15 protein-coding genes are annotated in these 16,739 nt (G+C 56.8%); 10 read left to right on the top strand and 5 right to left on the bottom strand.

Going from position 1 to position 16,739, the window contains the following annotated elements:
* Positions 1–57 precede the first annotated feature (57 nt).
* A complete protein-coding gene (locus ACYAC5_RS03835) occupies positions 58–1,884 on the top strand; it encodes a glycosyltransferase family 25 protein (RefSeq protein WP_462062431.1) in 1,827 nt (608 codons plus the stop codon).
* Between the two features lie 43 nt (positions 1,885–1,927).
* Here ACYAC5_RS03835 and mrcB read toward each other — a convergent pair whose 3' ends face one another.
* Together mrcB and hrpB are read right to left on the bottom strand one after the other, a co-directional pair.
* On the bottom strand, positions 1,928–4,471 hold the full coding sequence (gene mrcB, locus ACYAC5_RS03830; protein WP_309835888.1) for a bifunctional glycosyl transferase/transpeptidase: 2,544 nt from the start codon (positions 4,469–4,471) through the stop codon (positions 1,928–1,930).
* A 109-nt stretch (positions 4,472–4,580) separates the two neighbouring features.
* Complete coding sequence (gene hrpB, locus ACYAC5_RS03825; RefSeq protein ID WP_462062429.1) at positions 4,581–7,055, bottom strand: ATP-dependent helicase HrpB; 2,475 nt, start codon at positions 7,053–7,055, stop codon at positions 4,581–4,583.
* 36 nt (positions 7,056–7,091) lie between these two features.
* On the opposite strand from hrpB, the gene thpR reads away from it, so the two are divergent.
* From thpR to panD, 9 genes are all read left to right on the top strand, one after another.
* Positions 7,092–7,631, top strand: a complete 540-nt coding sequence (gene thpR / locus ACYAC5_RS03820) for an RNA 2',3'-cyclic phosphodiesterase (RefSeq protein ID WP_312465159.1) — start codon at positions 7,092–7,094, stop codon at positions 7,629–7,631.
* Positions 7,632–8,336: a DNA/RNA nuclease SfsA gene (gene sfsA, locus ACYAC5_RS03815; RefSeq protein WP_277974537.1), complete on the top strand. Its 705-nt coding sequence runs from the start codon at positions 7,632–7,634 to the stop codon at positions 8,334–8,336.
* Between the two features lie 247 nt (positions 8,337–8,583).
* On the top strand, positions 8,584–9,039 hold the full coding sequence (gene dksA / locus ACYAC5_RS03810; protein ID WP_007888770.1) for an RNA polymerase-binding protein DksA: 456 nt from the start codon (positions 8,584–8,586) through the stop codon (positions 9,037–9,039).
* A gap of 70 nt (positions 9,040–9,109) precedes the next feature.
* Positions 9,110–10,039 (top strand): tRNA glutamyl-Q(34) synthetase GluQRS, encoded by a 930-nt coding sequence (gluQRS, locus tag ACYAC5_RS03805; protein WP_101762066.1) that lies wholly within the window; start codon positions 9,110–9,112, stop codon positions 10,037–10,039.
* 38 nt (positions 10,040–10,077) lie between these two features.
* Entirely contained in the window at positions 10,078–11,490 is a 1,413-nt protein-coding gene (gene pcnB / locus ACYAC5_RS03800) for a polynucleotide adenylyltransferase PcnB (protein ID WP_206098210.1), read from the top strand.
* Complete coding sequence (gene folK, locus ACYAC5_RS03795) at positions 11,487–11,972, top strand: 2-amino-4-hydroxy-6-hydroxymethyldihydropteridine diphosphokinase (protein ID WP_192235679.1); 486 nt, start codon at positions 11,487–11,489, stop codon at positions 11,970–11,972. The genes pcnB and folK overlap by 4 nt, the downstream gene beginning before the upstream one ends.
* A gap of 42 nt (positions 11,973–12,014) precedes the next feature.
* On the top strand, positions 12,015–12,809 hold the full coding sequence (panB, locus tag ACYAC5_RS03790) for a 3-methyl-2-oxobutanoate hydroxymethyltransferase (RefSeq protein WP_462062425.1): 795 nt from the start codon (positions 12,015–12,017) through the stop codon (positions 12,807–12,809).
* Positions 12,810–12,824: 15 nt separating this feature from the next.
* Positions 12,825–13,679, top strand: coding sequence for a pantoate--beta-alanine ligase (gene panC, locus ACYAC5_RS03785; protein ID WP_192412372.1), 855 nt, complete (start codon positions 12,825–12,827; stop codon positions 13,677–13,679).
* Positions 13,680–13,720: 41 nt separating this feature from the next.
* Positions 13,721–14,101 (top strand): aspartate 1-decarboxylase, encoded by a 381-nt coding sequence (gene panD / locus ACYAC5_RS03780; protein WP_007888760.1) that lies wholly within the window; start codon positions 13,721–13,723, stop codon positions 14,099–14,101.
* Between the two features lie 82 nt (positions 14,102–14,183).
* Here the strand turns inward: panD and ACYAC5_RS03775 are convergent, their stop codons facing one another.
* The 3 genes from ACYAC5_RS03775 to hpt form a co-directional block, all read right to left on the bottom strand.
* Positions 14,184–14,954, bottom strand: coding sequence for an ABC transporter permease (locus ACYAC5_RS03775; RefSeq protein WP_101762076.1), 771 nt, complete (start codon positions 14,952–14,954; stop codon positions 14,184–14,186).
* Positions 14,951–15,877 (bottom strand): ABC transporter ATP-binding protein, encoded by a 927-nt coding sequence (locus tag ACYAC5_RS03770; RefSeq protein WP_101762077.1) that lies wholly within the window; start codon positions 15,875–15,877, stop codon positions 14,951–14,953. The genes ACYAC5_RS03775 and ACYAC5_RS03770 overlap by 4 nt, the downstream gene beginning before the upstream one ends.
* A gap of 192 nt (positions 15,878–16,069) precedes the next feature.
* Entirely contained in the window at positions 16,070–16,606 is a 537-nt protein-coding gene (hpt, locus tag ACYAC5_RS03765; protein ID WP_192235688.1) for a hypoxanthine phosphoribosyltransferase, read from the bottom strand.
* Positions 16,607–16,739: the final 133 nt, after the last annotated feature.

The following is a 16,739-nucleotide window of genomic DNA, read 5'->3' as shown; positions in this document are numbered from 1 at the left end:
AAAAAAATGGCCCGCTAATTGCTTATGTCCTGCATTCTCCTTCCTGCAGACACAGTCATGACCGCTATAAACTGGAACATTGTTGATCGCGTTATCTTTATCAATTTGAAGAAACGCAAAGACCGATTAACCCGCATCACTAAACAACTTAAAAAGCTGGGTTTAACCGCTGAAAAAATCGTTCGCCTGGACGCGATCAAGCATGAAAAGGGCTACATCGGCTGCACACAATCGCATATCGCCGCGCTGGAGATGGCACGCGATAACGGCTGGGAGCGCGTGCTGATTCTGGAGGATGACTTTAGCTTCAATGAAAACCAGAAGAACTACGACAATCTCAACCGCTACTTTGCCGCCCTGCCGCAAATCAACTGGCAAGTGGCTTTTCTGGCGGCCAATTATCGCCGCGTCACGCCGTTAAAAAGTGTGGACTATATCGTGCGCGCTAACTTCGCGTGGTGCGCATGCGCCTATATCGTGAATCACCGCTATTACACCACGCTGATTGAAAACTATCGCGAGGCGCTGCAGGCGCAACTGCAAGGTGGTGCGCAGGCACAATATGCCCTTGATGTGCACTGGAATAGCCTGATACAGCAGGATCTTTGGCTGGGCGTATTCCCCAACGCCGGTGCACAACGGCTCGATAAAAGCGATATCGAAAATCGAACGGTAGATTACCGCGCACTCTTCAGAAAACCGTTGAGTCAAATCGTTGCGCCCGCCAAATTCACACCCTCCACTTCAGGCCCCATTAAAGTCGACTTTTACTTCCAGTGGCCACCGGGTTGGACGAACTTTGAATCGGTGATTGAGGCGATGCAGGCCAATCCCGCGTTCGATTGCCGCATCGTGGTGGTGCCTTACCTGAACTGGAAGGCGAGCGATGTTAATGGCGATATTCAGCGTGAGATTCTGCGTGAAAGAGGGCTGGATTACACAGGATTTGAAGACTATCAGTTGGAGCAGCGTCAGCCCGATGTGGTGTTCTTGCAAAACCCTTACGACGAAGCACGCCCCGAAGCCTTTCGCAGCGACTACCTGCATGAGCGCGGCGTGAAAATTGCTTACATCCCTTATGCGCTCGATAGCGGCATCAGTGAAGAGGTCCAACTCTATCAATTTAATTTGCTGTGCCAAAATCTGGCGACGTGGATTTTTTCTCGCTCGGAGCGACATAAAGCGGAGTTTGGTATTCAGTGCGACGCGGGCAACAACCACGTCTATGTTACGGGTCACCCCAAGTTTGACCACTATCAGCGCCGCTTTCATCTGCCCGACGAAAAGCCACCCACAAAGATCAAAACGTTGCTTTGGACGCCGCATTTTGTGCTGCCTGACGGTCGCAAAATGTCTACCACTTTTACGCTCTACGGCGCCGCTTTTTTAAAGCTGATTGAGCGTGCGGATATCCATTTGATCATTCGCCCTCACCCGCTACTGAGTCAGTGGATAGGGGAAGCCAGCGCAACCGCGCGCAGCCTGTATCAGCAACTGTTTGATGCCGCAAAACATCGTTCAAATGTGGAGTGGGATAGCGGACATGATTACAAACAGACGTTTGCTCGTTCGGATGCGCTGCTCGCTGACGCGGGTTCATTCTTATTCGAATATTTGCCGTCGAAAAAACCGATTCTCTACCTGACTCATGAAAGCTGTTATGGCCTGAATCGCACCGCTGACTTCATCTATAACGCCTACGACGTGGCCTGGCAGGAAGAGGATATTTTTACTTTTGTCGACAATATCGTCGCCGGACGCGATCCGATGAAAGCCACTCGGGAACGGGTTCTGAGGGAAGAACTGCAAATTGAGGAGAGAACAGCAGGCGAAAAAATCGCTGAAATTATTTGTGCCTCGCTAAGACCCCTCAACCAATCCTAAGCATGAAAAAGGGCGCCGCAGCGCCCTGTGTTTTCTCAGCAACTTATTTGCTGCCGAACATATCTTTAATCCAACCCGCCACGCCGTCAGAATCTTTCTGCTCATTCTGTGGCTGCTGCTGCTGCTGTTGTTGCTGCTGTTGCTGCTCTTGTTGCTGCTGCAACTGCTGCTGTTGTTGCTGAACCTGCTCTTGCTGCTGCTGACACAGCGCGTTCGGATCCAGCGACCACACCGGCAGCGAACGCCATGTGCTGCTGCCCGTACCGCAGATAAAGTTACCGGCAGAATCGATATTCATCTGCGTGATATCTTCCGGCGGCGTCAGCACCAGCGGCATTGGCGCCTGGTTGTCGAGATAGCGACGATAAAGCTGCATTGCACCGCTGGCACCGTACAGCTTCGAGGTTTGGTTGTTATCGCGGCCAACCCAGGTAATCGCCACTTCTTTGCCATCAATACCGGCGAACCAGCTATCGATCAGGTCATTGGTGGTACCGGTTTTGCCTGCCAGATGCGCTTTAGGATAACGCGCACCCAGCGCACGCGCGGTACCGTGATCGGCGACCTGCTGCATAGTGTAGAGCGTCAGATACGCCGCCTGCGCCGGTTCAACACGCTGCGCCTGCGGATAGCTCTGATACAGCACCGTGCCATCTTCCGCAATCACCGAACGCACCGCCGACAGCTCAGCGCGGTTACCGCCGCTGGCAATCGACTGGAACGCCTGCGCCACTTCAATCGGCGTCAGGTTCAGCGCACCGAGCAGCATTGACGGCACCGGATGCAGCTGATCTTTCGGCACGCCGAGCTTGTTCCAGGTATCGACCACCGCATCCAGTCCCAGCGTCATACCGAGGTTGACGGTTGGCACGTTCATCGAGTTGGTCAGCGCATCCACCAGCATCACTTTGCCGCTGAAACGACGATCGTCATTCATCGGTTTCCAGATGGTGCCATTCGGCTGTTTCAGCGCAATCGGTTCATCGGCGATCCAGCTGTTGAGGCGATAGCTGTTCGGCTGGCTCAGCGCGGTGAGATAGGTGGCCGGTTTTGCCAGCGAGCCAATCGAACGACGTGCCTGCAGCGCGCGGTTGTAACCGGCAAACTGTGGATCGGCACCGCCGACCATGGCGCGCACTTCACCGCTGAAGCGATCCACCACCACCATTGCGGTTTCCAGATCTTTTAGGCCACGCTGTTTTTTCAGCGTTGGAATGCCTTCAATCACCGCTTTCTCTGCGGCATCCTGCGAAATCGCATCCAGCGTGGTGAAAATCTTCACGCCGGAGAGATCTTTCATTTTGTCGCCGAGCTTAGCCTGCAGCTCGTTACGCACCATCTGCATAAATGCCGGCTGAGGCGTGATCACGCCGCCTTTTGGCTGCACGCCAAGCGGACGCGCCGACAGCATGTCATACAGTTCCTGATCGATGACGTTCTGCTGCTGCAACAAACGCAGCACCAGATTACGTCGCTCCAGCGCCAGTTTCGGGTTACGCCACGGATTGTACAGCGACGCGCCTTTCACCATGCCGACCAGCATCGCCTGCTGATCGAGGCTCAGCTCATCCACCGGACGACCGAAGTAGTAAAGGCTCGCCAGCGGGAAACCGCGGATCTGGTCATTACCGGTCTGGCCGAGATACACCTCGTTGAGATACAGCTCGAGGATGCGATCTTTGCTGTAGCGCGCATCCATGATCACCGCCATATAGGCTTCACGCGCTTTACGCCACAGCGAACGCTCGTTGGTGAGGAACAGGTTTTTCACCAGCTGCTGCGTCAGCGTACTACCGCCCTGCACCGCTTTACCGGCGGTGATGTTGGCGAGGAACGCACGACCAATCGAATACGGGCTAATGCCGTCGTGCTCGTAGAAGTGGCGGTCTTCAGTGGCGATCAAGGTGCTCACCAGCAGATCCGGAAAACCGGCGCGCGGCACGAACAGACGCTGTTCACCGTTCGGCGACTGCAACATGGTGATCAGGCGCGGATCGAGGCGGAAGAAGCCAAAATCGCGGCCGGTATCGAGGTTTTTAATCTCGCTCAGCTCATTGTTGCTAAAGGTCAGGCGCGCGTTGATCTGCCCCTCTTTGCTGTCCGGGAAATCAAACGGACGGCGCAGCAGATCAATGGTGTTGCCTTTGACGCTAAACTCGCCCGGACGGGTAATGCGCGACACTTCGCGATACTGCGTGCCTTCCAGCAGCGCAATCATCTCTTTTTTGTCGTACGACATGCCCGGTTCGAGGCTGACCATGCGGCCATAAACGGCAGCAGGCAGTTGCCACACTTTACCGTCGATGCGGCTGCGGATTTCCGAGTCGAGATAGACGCCCCAGGCAGCCATCACCACCACAAAGACCAGGAAGAGTTTAATCAACCAGCCTAACCAGCGACGTTTGCCGCGTGGCGGACGTTTTTTACTTTTTGGTGGCACCGGTCCACTCTCCTCATCTTCTTCGTCAAAATCGTCCTGATCGATATCATCATCAAGTTCCCTGCGGCGACCCCGACGCGCAGTGCTGCGCGGCGGCTTTGGCGCTTTTCCTTTGCGCCCAATAGGTTCGCGATCGTTCCCAGACATGCTTTTATTCTCCAGGTATTGCTACGGCGGCGGCCGTTACTCTATTTAGTCTACAACTGCTTACTCGTGCTACGCATGGCAGAACCCTCTGAATTCGGTCCACTGCGTTTCACGATGAAAATTTCTTGGTCCGCCTTGTGGGTAAGGCGTTGGCCGGATCGTCCGGCCACGGATGCTTTGGATAGCGCCCTTTCATCTCTTTCTGCACTTCGGGATACGCACCACGCCAGAACGCCGCGAGGTCACGGGTGATCTGCAGCGGACGGTGCGCGGGCGAGAGCAGCTCTAACACCAGCGGTACGCGGCCATCGGCCACCGCTGGGTTCTGTGCTTCGCCAAACATCTCCTGAATCCGCACCGCCAGCGCGGGTGGCTTCTCTGCATCGTAGCGGATCGGCAGGCGGCTTCCGGTCGGCACAGTGTAATGAGTTGGCAGCACAGTATCCAGCCGCTGACGTTGTGACCATGTCAGCAAATGTAATAATGCGCTGACAAGGTTGATGCTCTGCAATCCTTTCAGATCGCGTACCGCGCTCATCTCCGGCAGCAGCCAGCTTTCAAGCGTATCGAGCAGGCTTTCATCGTCCAGCGCCGGCCACGCCTCTTCCGGCAGCCACTGCGCGGCACAGTGCACCCGCAAGCGTAGCTGTTCGGCGTCTTCTTTCCAGCCCAGCACCGACAATCCTTTTTCGCGGATCCAGCGCAGCATCGCCGGATGCAATATTTCCGCCTCCGGGCGTGCCTGCGGCTGCGCTTTTAGGACCAGCGCGCCGATCAGTTCGCGTTTCCACGCGCGCAAAGTGCCTTTATCTTCATCCCACTCCACGTCGGTACGCTGCTCAATTAAGGTGGGGCATTCGCGGCGCAGCGCGTCGATATCCACCGGCAGCGCCAGTAACATGCGCGCTTCGGCGGCGCTGGCGCCCTGCAGCAGCATCGGTGCAATCAGCCACTCGTAGCGGCGCAAACCATCCTGCTCGTTGATCATCGCGCCAATGCCGTTCGCCAGCTGATAGCGCGCGCTGTCGCCACGACGCTGCGCCAGACGATCGGCAAAACCGGCGACCAGCAGCTGCGGGAAAAGATCGGGATTGATGGTGCCGCCGCTGGTGTTGAGCCGCCTCTGCCACTGACGCGCGCGGCGCTGCCAGTGCGGCTGCGGATGATTGAGTGCATCACGCAGATCGACGCTGCCGCTGCGTGGCGGATCTTCCAGAATCGCCACCAGCAGCGCGGCGCTGGCGATGGCATCGTTGTTTTGCCCGGCAGCCACCAGAATCGCGCTCAGGCGCGGATCGCTGCCCAACGCGGCCATTTTTCGACCGCGCGCGTTGAGCTGGTGATTCTCCAGCGCGCCTAGCTGGGTTAACCGCTCGCACGCTGCACGCACGTTGCGCGGCGGCGGCGCGTCAAGCCACATAAGCTGCGACGCATTCTGACAACCCCATTGCAGCAGATCGATCTGCAGCGAGGTCAAATCGCTATTGAGAATTTCCGGTTCACTCTGCGCTGCCGCACGCAGCGCCTGCTCTTGTGGCAGTAAGTGCAGGCAGATGCCAGGTTCCAGACGACCAGCACGACCAGCGCGCTGCGTCATCGACGCCTGGCTGATACGCTGCGTTTGCAGCCGCGTCACGCCGCTGCGCACGTCAAACTGCGCCGAGCGCTCCAGCGCGCTATCGACCACTAAGCGGATACCTTCGATGGTCAAGCTGGTTTCGGCGATGTTGGTCGCCAGCACCACTTTTCGGCGGCCCGCCGGAGACGGCAGGATGGCGCGGCGTTGCGCCTCCAGCGACAGCGCGCCATATAAAGGAGAAAGATCCACCTCGTCACTGACCCGCGCTTCCAGCTCGCGCTTAACCCGTTCGATCTCCGCCACGCCGGGCAGGAACAGCAGCAGCGATCCTGACTCTTCGCGCAGCAGTTGCGCCACCTCGCGCGCTACCGCTTCTTCAAAACGTTGCTGACTGTTGAGTGAGGCATAGCGGCGCGTGACCGGGAAGCTGCGGCCCTCTGAGACCACAAAGGGCGCATCCGGCAGCAGCTGACGTAAACGCTGATTATCGAGCGTGGCCGACATCAGCAGGATTTTCAGATCGTCGCGTAATCCTTGCTGCACATCGAGCAGCAGCGCCAGCGCGAGATCGGCCTGCAGGCTGCGTTCATGGAATTCATCGAGGATCACCAGCGAGACGCCTTCCAGCATCGGATCGCGCTGCAACATGCGCGTCAAAATGCCTTCGGTGACCACTTCGAGGCGCGTGTTGGCACCGCAGCAGTTTTCACCGCGCATGCGATAGCCAACGATGCCGCCCGGCTGCTCGCCAAGCTGTTCTGCCAGACGCTGCGCCACGTTGCGTGCCGCCAGTCGGCGCGGCTCCAGCATGATGATGCGGCCGGGCAATGGGGCGTGTTGCAGCAGTTGTAATGGCAGCCAGGTCGATTTACCTGCGCCGGTCGGCGCCGCCAGCAACACCTGCGGCGACTGCGCCAGCGCGTCCAGCAACGCAGTCAGCACCTCGCTTACCGGTAACTCACTCAAACTCAACTCCCAAAATGCCTGTGCTAAGATGGCGCGCATTGTAGCACTCTGAGGCGCGGATTACCGGAGGCCAACCTGGCAACGCAACGTCTGTTTTTTGCTCTTGAACTGCCCGCTCCGCTCCAGCAACAGTTGGTGCAGTGGCGCGCGGATAATTTTGCTGCCGAAGCCGGGAAACCGGTGGCGGCGGCTAACCTGCACCTGACGCTGGCGTTTCTCGGCGAGGTCAGCGATGAGACGTCTCGCAAGCTGCAGCGGCTGGCCTCACGCATCGAACAGCCCGGTTTTGCCCTCGATTTGGATGACGCCGGTCACTGGCCGCGTCCCGGCGTGGTGTGGCTCGGTTGTCAGCGGGCGCCGCGCGGATTACTGCAGCTCGCCAGCCTGCTGCGCGCACAAGCCGCACGTCATGGCTGCGCACAGAGCCCGCAGCCGTTTCATCCGCACGTCACGCTGTTGCGCCAAGCAGCGTCACAGATCGCGCTGCCGCCGCGCGGTTTTCACTGGCGCACCGATATCCGCCTTTTTGCGCTGTTCGCTTCGAACGTGACGCGCGGCCGCACACGTTATCAGGCGCTGGCCCGCTGGCCGCTACTATCATCCGCAGGAGAGTAAATGGAATTCGATCCGCCGCTTAAACCCGCCCGTTTGATCGCCCGTTACAAACGCTTTTTAGCCGATGTGGTTACGCCAGAAGGTGAAACGCTGACCATTCACTGCGCCAATACCGGCGCGATGACCGGCTGCGCCACGCCGGGCGATACCGTGTGGTATTCGACATCCAGCAGTGCCACGCGGAAATATCCGCACAGTTGGGAACTCACCGAGACCCAACAAGGCCACTGGATCTGCGTGAATACGCTGCGCGCCAATCAGCTGGTGCGCGAGGCGCTGACGCTCGACACGATTCCGGAATTATCCGCTTACAGCCGCTGCCAGCCTGAAGTGAAATACGGCACGGAAAAAAGCCGAATTGACTTCCTGCTGCAAGCGGATGGCCGATCCAACTGCTATATTGAAGTCAAGTCCGTCACCCTTTTACAAGCAGGTAAAGGCTATTTTCCGGATGCGGTGACGGCTCGTGGACAGAAACATCTGCGCGAATTGAGCACCATCGTGGCAGAAGGTCATCGAGCCGTTTTGTTGTTCGCAGTTCTGCATACAGGGATTGAGGACGTTTCCCCGGCACGCCATATCGACGTGCACTACGCAGAACTACTGGAACAGGCGCAGCGTGATGGTGTGGAAGTTTTGGCGTATCAAGCTCAAATTTCACCGTTAAAGATATTACTTACGCAACCGATTAACGTAGCGTTGTAATATTTAAGGCAATTTGGTGTGATAGGAATGTTCTGGGCGAGGCGCTGAATACGCGATTGTTCAGAGGCTTGTCAAGTAGTGGTCAGGAATAATTGCCAACCTTGATTGCTTCTGCTATTTATAGCGGCCTGTTTTTTTCCCTTTATGGGAATCGATAAGCCCTAAATCGTTTAGGTTGCAGGCACACAGTCAACACACATGCAACTTGACGTATCTAGGGAAGTGCGTGTTATCCAGGAGAAACAACATGCAAGAAGGGCAAAACCGTAAAACATCGTCCCTGAGTATCCTCGCCATCGCTGGAGTGGAGCCGTATCAGGTGAAACCGGGCGAAGAGTATATGAACGACGCCCAGCTAGGCCATTTCCGTAAGATTCTGGAAGCCTGGCGCAACCAACTTCGGGATGAAGTAGATCGCACTGTGTCACATATGCAGGACGAAGCTGCCAACTTCCCGGATCCGGTCGACCGTGCTGCGCAGGAAGAAGAGTTCAGCCTGGAATTGCGTAACCGCGATCGTGAGCGCAAACTCATTAAAAAGATCGAGAAAACGCTCAAGAAAGTGGATGACGACGATTTCGGTTACTGCGACTCCTGCGGTGTAGAAATTGGTATTCGCCGCCTTGAAGCGCGTCCGACTGCCGATCTCTGCATTGACTGCAAAACGCTGGCAGAAATCCGCGAGAAGCAGATGGCTGGCTAATGGCCGTAAGCAAATTGCTACCGCACAGCCGGGAAAATCCCTGTTTTCCCGACGTGCGGTACACTTCGTTATGAATCCTTCAAACTGCATTGGGCGTTTCGCTCCCTCCCCTTCTGGTGACCTCCATTTTGGTTCGCTGATTGCTGCGTTAGGCAGTTACCTGAGTGCGCGCGCGCAACAGGGACGCTGGCTGGTGCGCATCGAAGATATCGATCCCCCGCGTGAAGTTCCCGGTGCCGCAACGCGTATTTTGCAGCAGCTGGAACATTATGGTCTTTACTGGGATGGCGACGTTTTATGGCAGTCACAGCGCCACGATGCCTATCGCGCCGCGCTAAGCTGGCTGCAAACGCATCGACAAAGTTACTTCTGCACCTGCACGCGTAGCCGTATCCAGCAGCTGGGCGGTTTTTACGATGGTCACTGCCGCGATTTGCAGCTGCCGCCGGACAACGCCGCGCTGCGCCTGCGTCAGCATGCGCCGGTTAGCGGCTTTGACGATCGCCTGCGTGGCCATTTACAGGCTGAAGCGCAGCTGGCGCAGGAAGATTTTATTATCCATCGCCGTGATGGGCTGTTTGCCTACAATCTCGCGGTGGTGGTTGATGACCATTTTCAGGGCGTAACGGAAATCGTGCGCGGCGCGGATTTGATTGAGCCCACGGTGCGCCAGATTGCGCTGTATCAGCAGTTTGCCTGGCCAGTGCCGGATTATCTGCATTTGCCGCTGGCGGTCAATCGCGATGGCAACAAGCTTTCCAAGCAGAATCATGCGCCCGCGCTGCCCGCTGGCGATGCGCGGCCGCTGCTGGTGCAGGCTTTACGCTTTCTTGGTCAGCCGGTTTCGGCTGGCTGGCAGGATGAATCGCTGGAAAGCCTGTTGAAACAGGCCGTCGCGCAGTGGAATATCCGCCTGATTCCGTTGCAGAACGGTCTTAAAGAGGATGAAACGACATCACCATTCCTAAATGGTTCTCAACAGGCTATGATTAGCCGCTGATTTTATTAACACCCTTTTTCTCACTGTCGAGGTGTCCCATTTTTACCCGAGTCGCTAATTTTTGCCGGAGAGTCCTCAAGCGTGATGAGGAGGCGCCTGAAGAGGTGGAAGCTGAAAGTCCTGGTCAGATGACTGTCATTCCACGAGAAAGCCACAACATCTCACGCAAAGATATCAGCGAAAACGCCCTCAAAGTGCTCTATCGCCTGAACAAAGCCGGATTCGAAGCCTACCTGGTTGGCGGCGGCGTTCGCGATTTGCTGCTCGGCAGCAAGCCGAAAGACTTTGATATCACCACCAACGCCACGCCTGAACAGATGCGCAAGCTGTTCCGCAACTGCCGTTTGGTCGGTCGTCGTTTTCGTCTGGCACATGTGATGTTCGGTCCGGAAGTGATCGAAGTCGCCACCTTCCGTGGTCATCATCATGAAGAGAGCGAAGAAGATCGCAACAGCTCGCAGCGCGGCCAGAACGGCATGCTGCTGCGCGACAACATTTTCGGCAGCATTGAAGACGATGCCCAACGCCGCGATCTCACCATCAACAGCCTCTATTACAGCGTGGCCGATTTCACCGTACGTGATTACGTCGGTGGCTTGCACGATCTGCACGAAGGCATCATTCGCATGATTGGCGATCCGGAAACGCGCTACCGCGAAGATCCGGTGCGCATGCTGCGTGTGGTGCGCTTCGCCGCCAAGCTGCAGATGCGTATCGCGGCAGAAACGGCCGAGCCGATTCCGCGTCTGGCAACGCTGCTGAATGACATCCCGCCGGCGCGCATGTTTGAAGAGTCGCTCAAGCTGCTGCAAGCCGGTTACGGCTACCGCACCTATCAGATGATGCGTGAATATCAGCTGTTCCAGCCGCTGTTCCCGATGCTGACGCGCGGTTTCACCGCCGAAAGCGACAGCCTGATGGAGCGTATGCTGGCGCAGGTTCTGAAAAACACAGATACCCGCCTGCAAAATGATATGCGCGTCAATCCGGCCTTCCTGTTTGCCGCAATGTTCTGGTATCCGCAGCTGGAATCCGCCGAACGCATTGCGCAGGAAAGCGGCCTGACCTATTACGATGCTTTCGCCCTGTCGATGAACGAAACGCTGGATGAAGCCTGCCGCGCGCTGGCGATTCCCAAGCGTATCACCACGCTGATTCGTGATATCTGGCAGCTGCAGCTGCGCATGTCGCGTCGTCACGGCAAACGTGCGTGGAAGCTGATGGAGCATCCTAAGTTCCGTGCCGCTTACGATTTGATGGCGCTGCGTGCCGACGTGGAAAACAATCCTGAGCTGCAAAAGCTGACGCATTGGTGGGGCGAGTTCCAGGCGGCGGCACCGGTGCAGCAGAAAACCATGATGACCACGCTGGGCGACGATCCGGCCCCGCGCCGTAAACCGCGCCGTCCGCGTCGCCGTCCAACCGGGCCTCGCACAAACAGTCCGCAATGACCCGCGTTTACCTCGCTTTAGGCAGTAATCTGGCCGATCCGCTGCATCAGGTTGATGCAGCGTTGGCCGCGCTCGATGCCATTCCGCATACCTCGCGCATCGCCACATCTTCCCTGTATCGCACGCCGCCGTACGGCCCGCCGGATCAACCTGATTACCTCAATGCGGTGGTGGCGCTGGAAACCGCGCTGGACGCTGAGGCGCTGCTCGATCATACCCAGCGTATTGAGCTGGAACAGGGTCGCGTGCGCAAAGCTGAACGCTGGGGACCGCGCACGCTGGATCTCGATATCATGCTGTTTGGCAACCAGACCATTAACACGCCGCGCCTGACCGTGCCGCACTACGACATGCACAATCGCGCTTTTATGCTGGTACCGCTGCTGGAAATTGCCCCGCAATTGTCGCTGCCGAATGGACAAGCCTTATCTGTGATTCTTGCCACCCTGGATCGCAGCGCTATCCGTTTGTGGTCTGAGTAAGCCGTAGTACACTGCGCGCATCAGAAAACTCTGGAGCGTGTGATGAAACCAACAACCCTCTCCCATTTACGCCAACTCAAAACCAGCGGGCGCAAATTTGCCACGCTGACGGCGTACGACTTCAGTTTTGCCCGCCTGTTTGCCGATGAAGGCATTCAGGTAATGCTGATTGGCGATTCGCTCGGCATGACCGTGCAGGGCCACGAATCGACCTTGCCGGTCACCGTGGACGATATCGCCTATCATACCGCCGCCGTGCGCCGTGGCGCGCCGCTGGCGCTGCTGATGGCCGATCTGCCGTTTATGAGTTACGCCACGCCAGAACAGACGTTTACTAACGCCGCACAGCTGATGCGCGCCGGCGCCAATATGGTGAAGCTGGAAGGCGGCGAGTGGCTGGCGGAAACCGTGCGTATGCTAACCGAGCGCGCTGTCCCGGTGTGCGGCCATTTGGGCCTGACGCCGCAGTCGGTGAACATCTTCGGTGGCTATAAAGTACAGGGCCGCGATGAAGCCGCCGCTGAACGTCTGCTGGCCGATGCGCTGGCGCTGGAAGCCGCCGGTATGCAGCTGCTGGTATTGGAGTGCGTGCCGGTGGCGCTGGCGGAACGCATCACTAAAGCGCTGTCGGTGCCGGTGATCGGCATCGGCGCGGGCAACGTCACTGACGGCCAGATTCTGGTGATGCACGACGCCTTTGGCATTACCGGCGGTCACGTTCCCAAATTTGCCAAAAATTTCCTCACAGAAACCGGCGACATTCGTGCAGCGATTCGCCAATATATCGCCGACGTTGAAGCGGGCCTTTATCCAGCCGCTGAACACAGTTTCCAGTAAATCAGGAGATTTGCAGTGCTGATCATTGAAACACTGCCGATGCTGCGTCGTGAGATTCGTCGCTGGCGTCAGGCAGGTAAACGTATCGCGCTGGTGCCCACCATGGGCAACCTGCACGACGGTCATCTAACGTTGGTCGATGAAGCGCGCGAGCGCGCTGATGTTGTGGTGGTCTCAATTTTCGTCAATCCGATGCAGTTTGATCGTCCCGACGATTTAGCGCGCTATCCGCGCACGCTGCAGGACGACTGCGAGAAGCTGAATCGTCATAGCGTGGATCTGGTGTTTGCGCCCGCGCCCGCCGATGTCTATCCCAAAGGCCTGGATAGCCAAACCTTCGTGGAAGTGCCGGGTTTATCATCGCTGCTGGAAGGCGCCAGCCGTCCGGGACACTTCCGCGGCGTCTCCACCATCGTCAGCAAACTGTTTAATCTGGTGCAGCCAGACATCGCCTGCTTCGGCGAGAAGGATTTCCAGCAGCTGGCGATTATCCGCAAGATGGTGGCGGATATGGGCTTCGATATCGAGATTGTGGGCGTGCCAACGGTACGCGCAAAAGATGGTCTGGCGCTGAGTTCGCGCAATGGCTATCTCACCGCCGACGAGCGTAACATCGCGTCCGGTCTTAGCCAGGTGATGAACAGCATGGCCGAACGTCTGAGCAACGGCGAGCGCCATGTTGAAGAGATTATCGAGCAAGCGGAAGTGGCGTTGCGTGAGAAGGGTTTCCGTCCGGATGGACTGGCGATTTGCGATGCCGAAACCTTACAAGCGCTGAACGTGGACAGCCAGCGCGCGGTGATTTTGATGGCCGCATGGCTTGGCAATGCACGTCTGATTGATAATCAGCAAGTGGATCTGACGGAGTAGTTTTCCGTTGTTTATTGGCAGCTTAACAAGGTTAGACAGTTATGATTCGCACCGTACTTCAAGGCAAACTGCATCGCGTTAAAGTCACTCAGGCAGATTTGCATTACGAAGGTTCCTGCGCCATTGACCAGGATTTCCTCGACGCCTCCGGCATTCTGCAATACGAAGCCATCGATATTTACAACGTCACCAACGGCCAGCGTTTTTCCACCTACGCAATTGCCGCTGAACGTGGCTCGAAGATCATCTCAGTCAACGGTGCCGCCGCACGCTGCGCCTGCGCTGGTGACATCATGATCATCTGCTCTTACGTGCAGGTCGAAGATGAAGTCGCACGCAGCTGGCAGCCGAAAGTTGCCTACTTCGAAGGCGATAACGAAATGAAGCGCCTCGCTAAGGCGTTGCCGGTTCAGGTCGCCTGATACAACAAGGGCGCGATTTTTACACCGCGCCCTTTTCTTTGGTTGCCATGAATGGCGATCTTTTTGAAGATCACTCCCAAATCTACGTACGTAACCCGCGCCCACGCTGAATCAGCGAATACACCAGCACATAAAACACCACGATAAAGGCGATCAGCACCGACAGCGTGAACACCAGCGGCACATCGTTGATGCCGAGGAAACCGTAACGGAAGCCGCTGATCATATACACCACCGGATTCAGCTTCGACACCGCTTGCCAGAACGGCGGCAGCAGCGTCAGCGAGTAGAATACGCCGCCGAGATAGGTTAACGGCGTCAGCACGAAGGTGGGAATCAGGCTGATATCGTCAAAAGTGCGCGCGAATACCGCATTCAGCAGGCCCGCCAGTGAGAACAGAATCGCCGTCAGCAGCAGCGTCAGCGCCACCATCGACCACGAATGCACATGGAACGGCACGAAGAACAACGAAATCGCGGTAACCAAAATCCCCACGCACACGCCGCGCGCCACGCCGCCGCCGACATAACCGGCGATAATGATGTGCGTTGGCACCGGCGCCACCAGCAGCTCTTCAATGTTGCGCTGGAACTTGGCACTAAAGAACGACGATGCCACGTTGGCGTAAGCGTTAGTGATCACCGCCATCATGATCAGGCCCGGCACGATAAACTGCATGTAGCTGAAACCGTGCATATCGCCGATGCGTGAACCGATCAGATTGCCGAAGATGATGAAGTAGAGCGTCATGGTGATCACCGGCGGCACCAGCGTCTGAATCCAGATGCGGGCGAAGCGGTTGATCTCTTTGCTCCAGATGCTCTTGAGCGCCACCCAATACAAGTGCGTCATGCTTTCACTCCTGTTTTTCCCTGTGTCAGGCTGACGAACAGCTCCTCAAGGCGGTTAGCTTTGTTACGCATGCTCAGCACCTGCACGCCTTGCGTGCTCAGCTGGCTGAACACGCTGTTCAGACCTTGCTCACGCATCACTTCCACTTCCAGCGTCGAGGTATCGACCAGTCGGTACTGGAAGCCCTCCAGCTGCGGCAGCGGGCTACGCGGCGCCAGATCGAGAATAAAGGTTTCGGATTGTAGCTTGGAGAGCAAGCCTTTCATCGAGGTGTTCTCCACCAGCTCGCCGCTCTGAATAATACCGATATTGCGGCACAGCATTTCTGCTTCTTCCAGATAGTGCGTGGTGAGGATGATGGTGGTGCCTTTAATGTTCAGCTCTTTCAGGAAACTCCACATCGAACGGCGCAGTTCGATATCTACGCCGGCGGTCGGTTCATCGAGGATCAGCAGCTTCGGCTCATGCATCAGCGCACGCGCGATCATCAGGCGGCGCTTCATACCGCCCGAAAGCATGCGCGCACGTTCGTTGCGTTTGCCCCACAGGTCGAGCTGATTGAGGTATTTTTCCGCGCGCTTGTTAGCTTCAGCGCGTTCAACGCCGTAATAACCGGCTTGATTGACCACAATCTGCATTACGGTTTCAAACGGGTTGAAGTTGAACTCCTGCGGCACCAGCCCAAGCTGGCGCTTGGCGTTGACCACGTCTTTTTGCAGGTCGTAACCAAATACGCGCACGCTGCCGCCGGTTTTATTCACTAACGAGCTGATAATACCGATGGTGGTGGATTTACCGGCGCCGTTTGGCCCCAGCAAGGCGTAAAAGTCGCCCGCTTCCACGTTGAGATCGAGTCCTTTCAGCGCCTGTACGCCGCCGGGATAGGTTTTGGTCAGCCCGGAAATTTCCAGTGCATATGTCATTGCGAATCCATACCTTGTTGTAGAGACATCAAAGGCCTATGAAAATGGTAATGCGCACGAGCGATGTCGCGGTCATTAACATTAAGAAATCAATGGAGTTTAGCAGAGAGTCGAGCCAGCCCATAAACCGTTGGCTTACGGGCTGCGCAGTGTATCGCAGGCGGGGAAGTTTAGCCTTGGACGATTGTGCGGTTATTCACCGGTCGGGATAACTTTGCCGATATACGGCAGATGGCGATAGCGCTGGGCATAATCGATACCAAAGCCGACCACGAACTCATCGGGAATGGTAAAGCCAACAAATTCGACGGTGACGTCCACTTCACGACGCTCTGGCTTATCCAGCAAGGTACAAATCGCCAGTGACTTTGGCTCGCGCAGGCGCAGGATTTCACGCACTTTGCTCAGCGTATTGCCGGAATCGATGATGTCTTCCACGATCAGCACATCCTTGCCGCGAATATCTTCATCGAGATCTTTGAGGATTTTCACATCGCGGCTGCTCGACATGCCGCTGCCGTAGCTTGACGCCGTCATAAAGTCGACTTCATGCGGCACGTCGATGGCGCGGCACAGATCGGCCATAAACATAAAGGAGCCGCGCAGCAAACCCACCAGCACCATTTCGCTGCCGCTATTGCGGTAGTGCTCGTTGATCTGCTTGCCCAGTTCGGCAATTCGGGTTGCGATCTCTTGCTCGGAGATCATCACGTCGACGGTATGTTTCATTGCATGCGTCCAGTTACGGTTTTTGGAAAGCCACGAAGTCTATCATAGACGAGCCAGCGTCTAACGCCGCGCACAGAACGCAAACGATTCCGTGGCGAAATTTATCGCGCTGGCGTTAACTGTAGGAACACGT

Source organism: Pantoea sp. y20 (genome assembly GCF_054903455.1).
The sequence above is the reverse complement of the archived record's forward strand: the minus strand, read 5'-3'. Positions and strand labels throughout refer to the sequence as shown.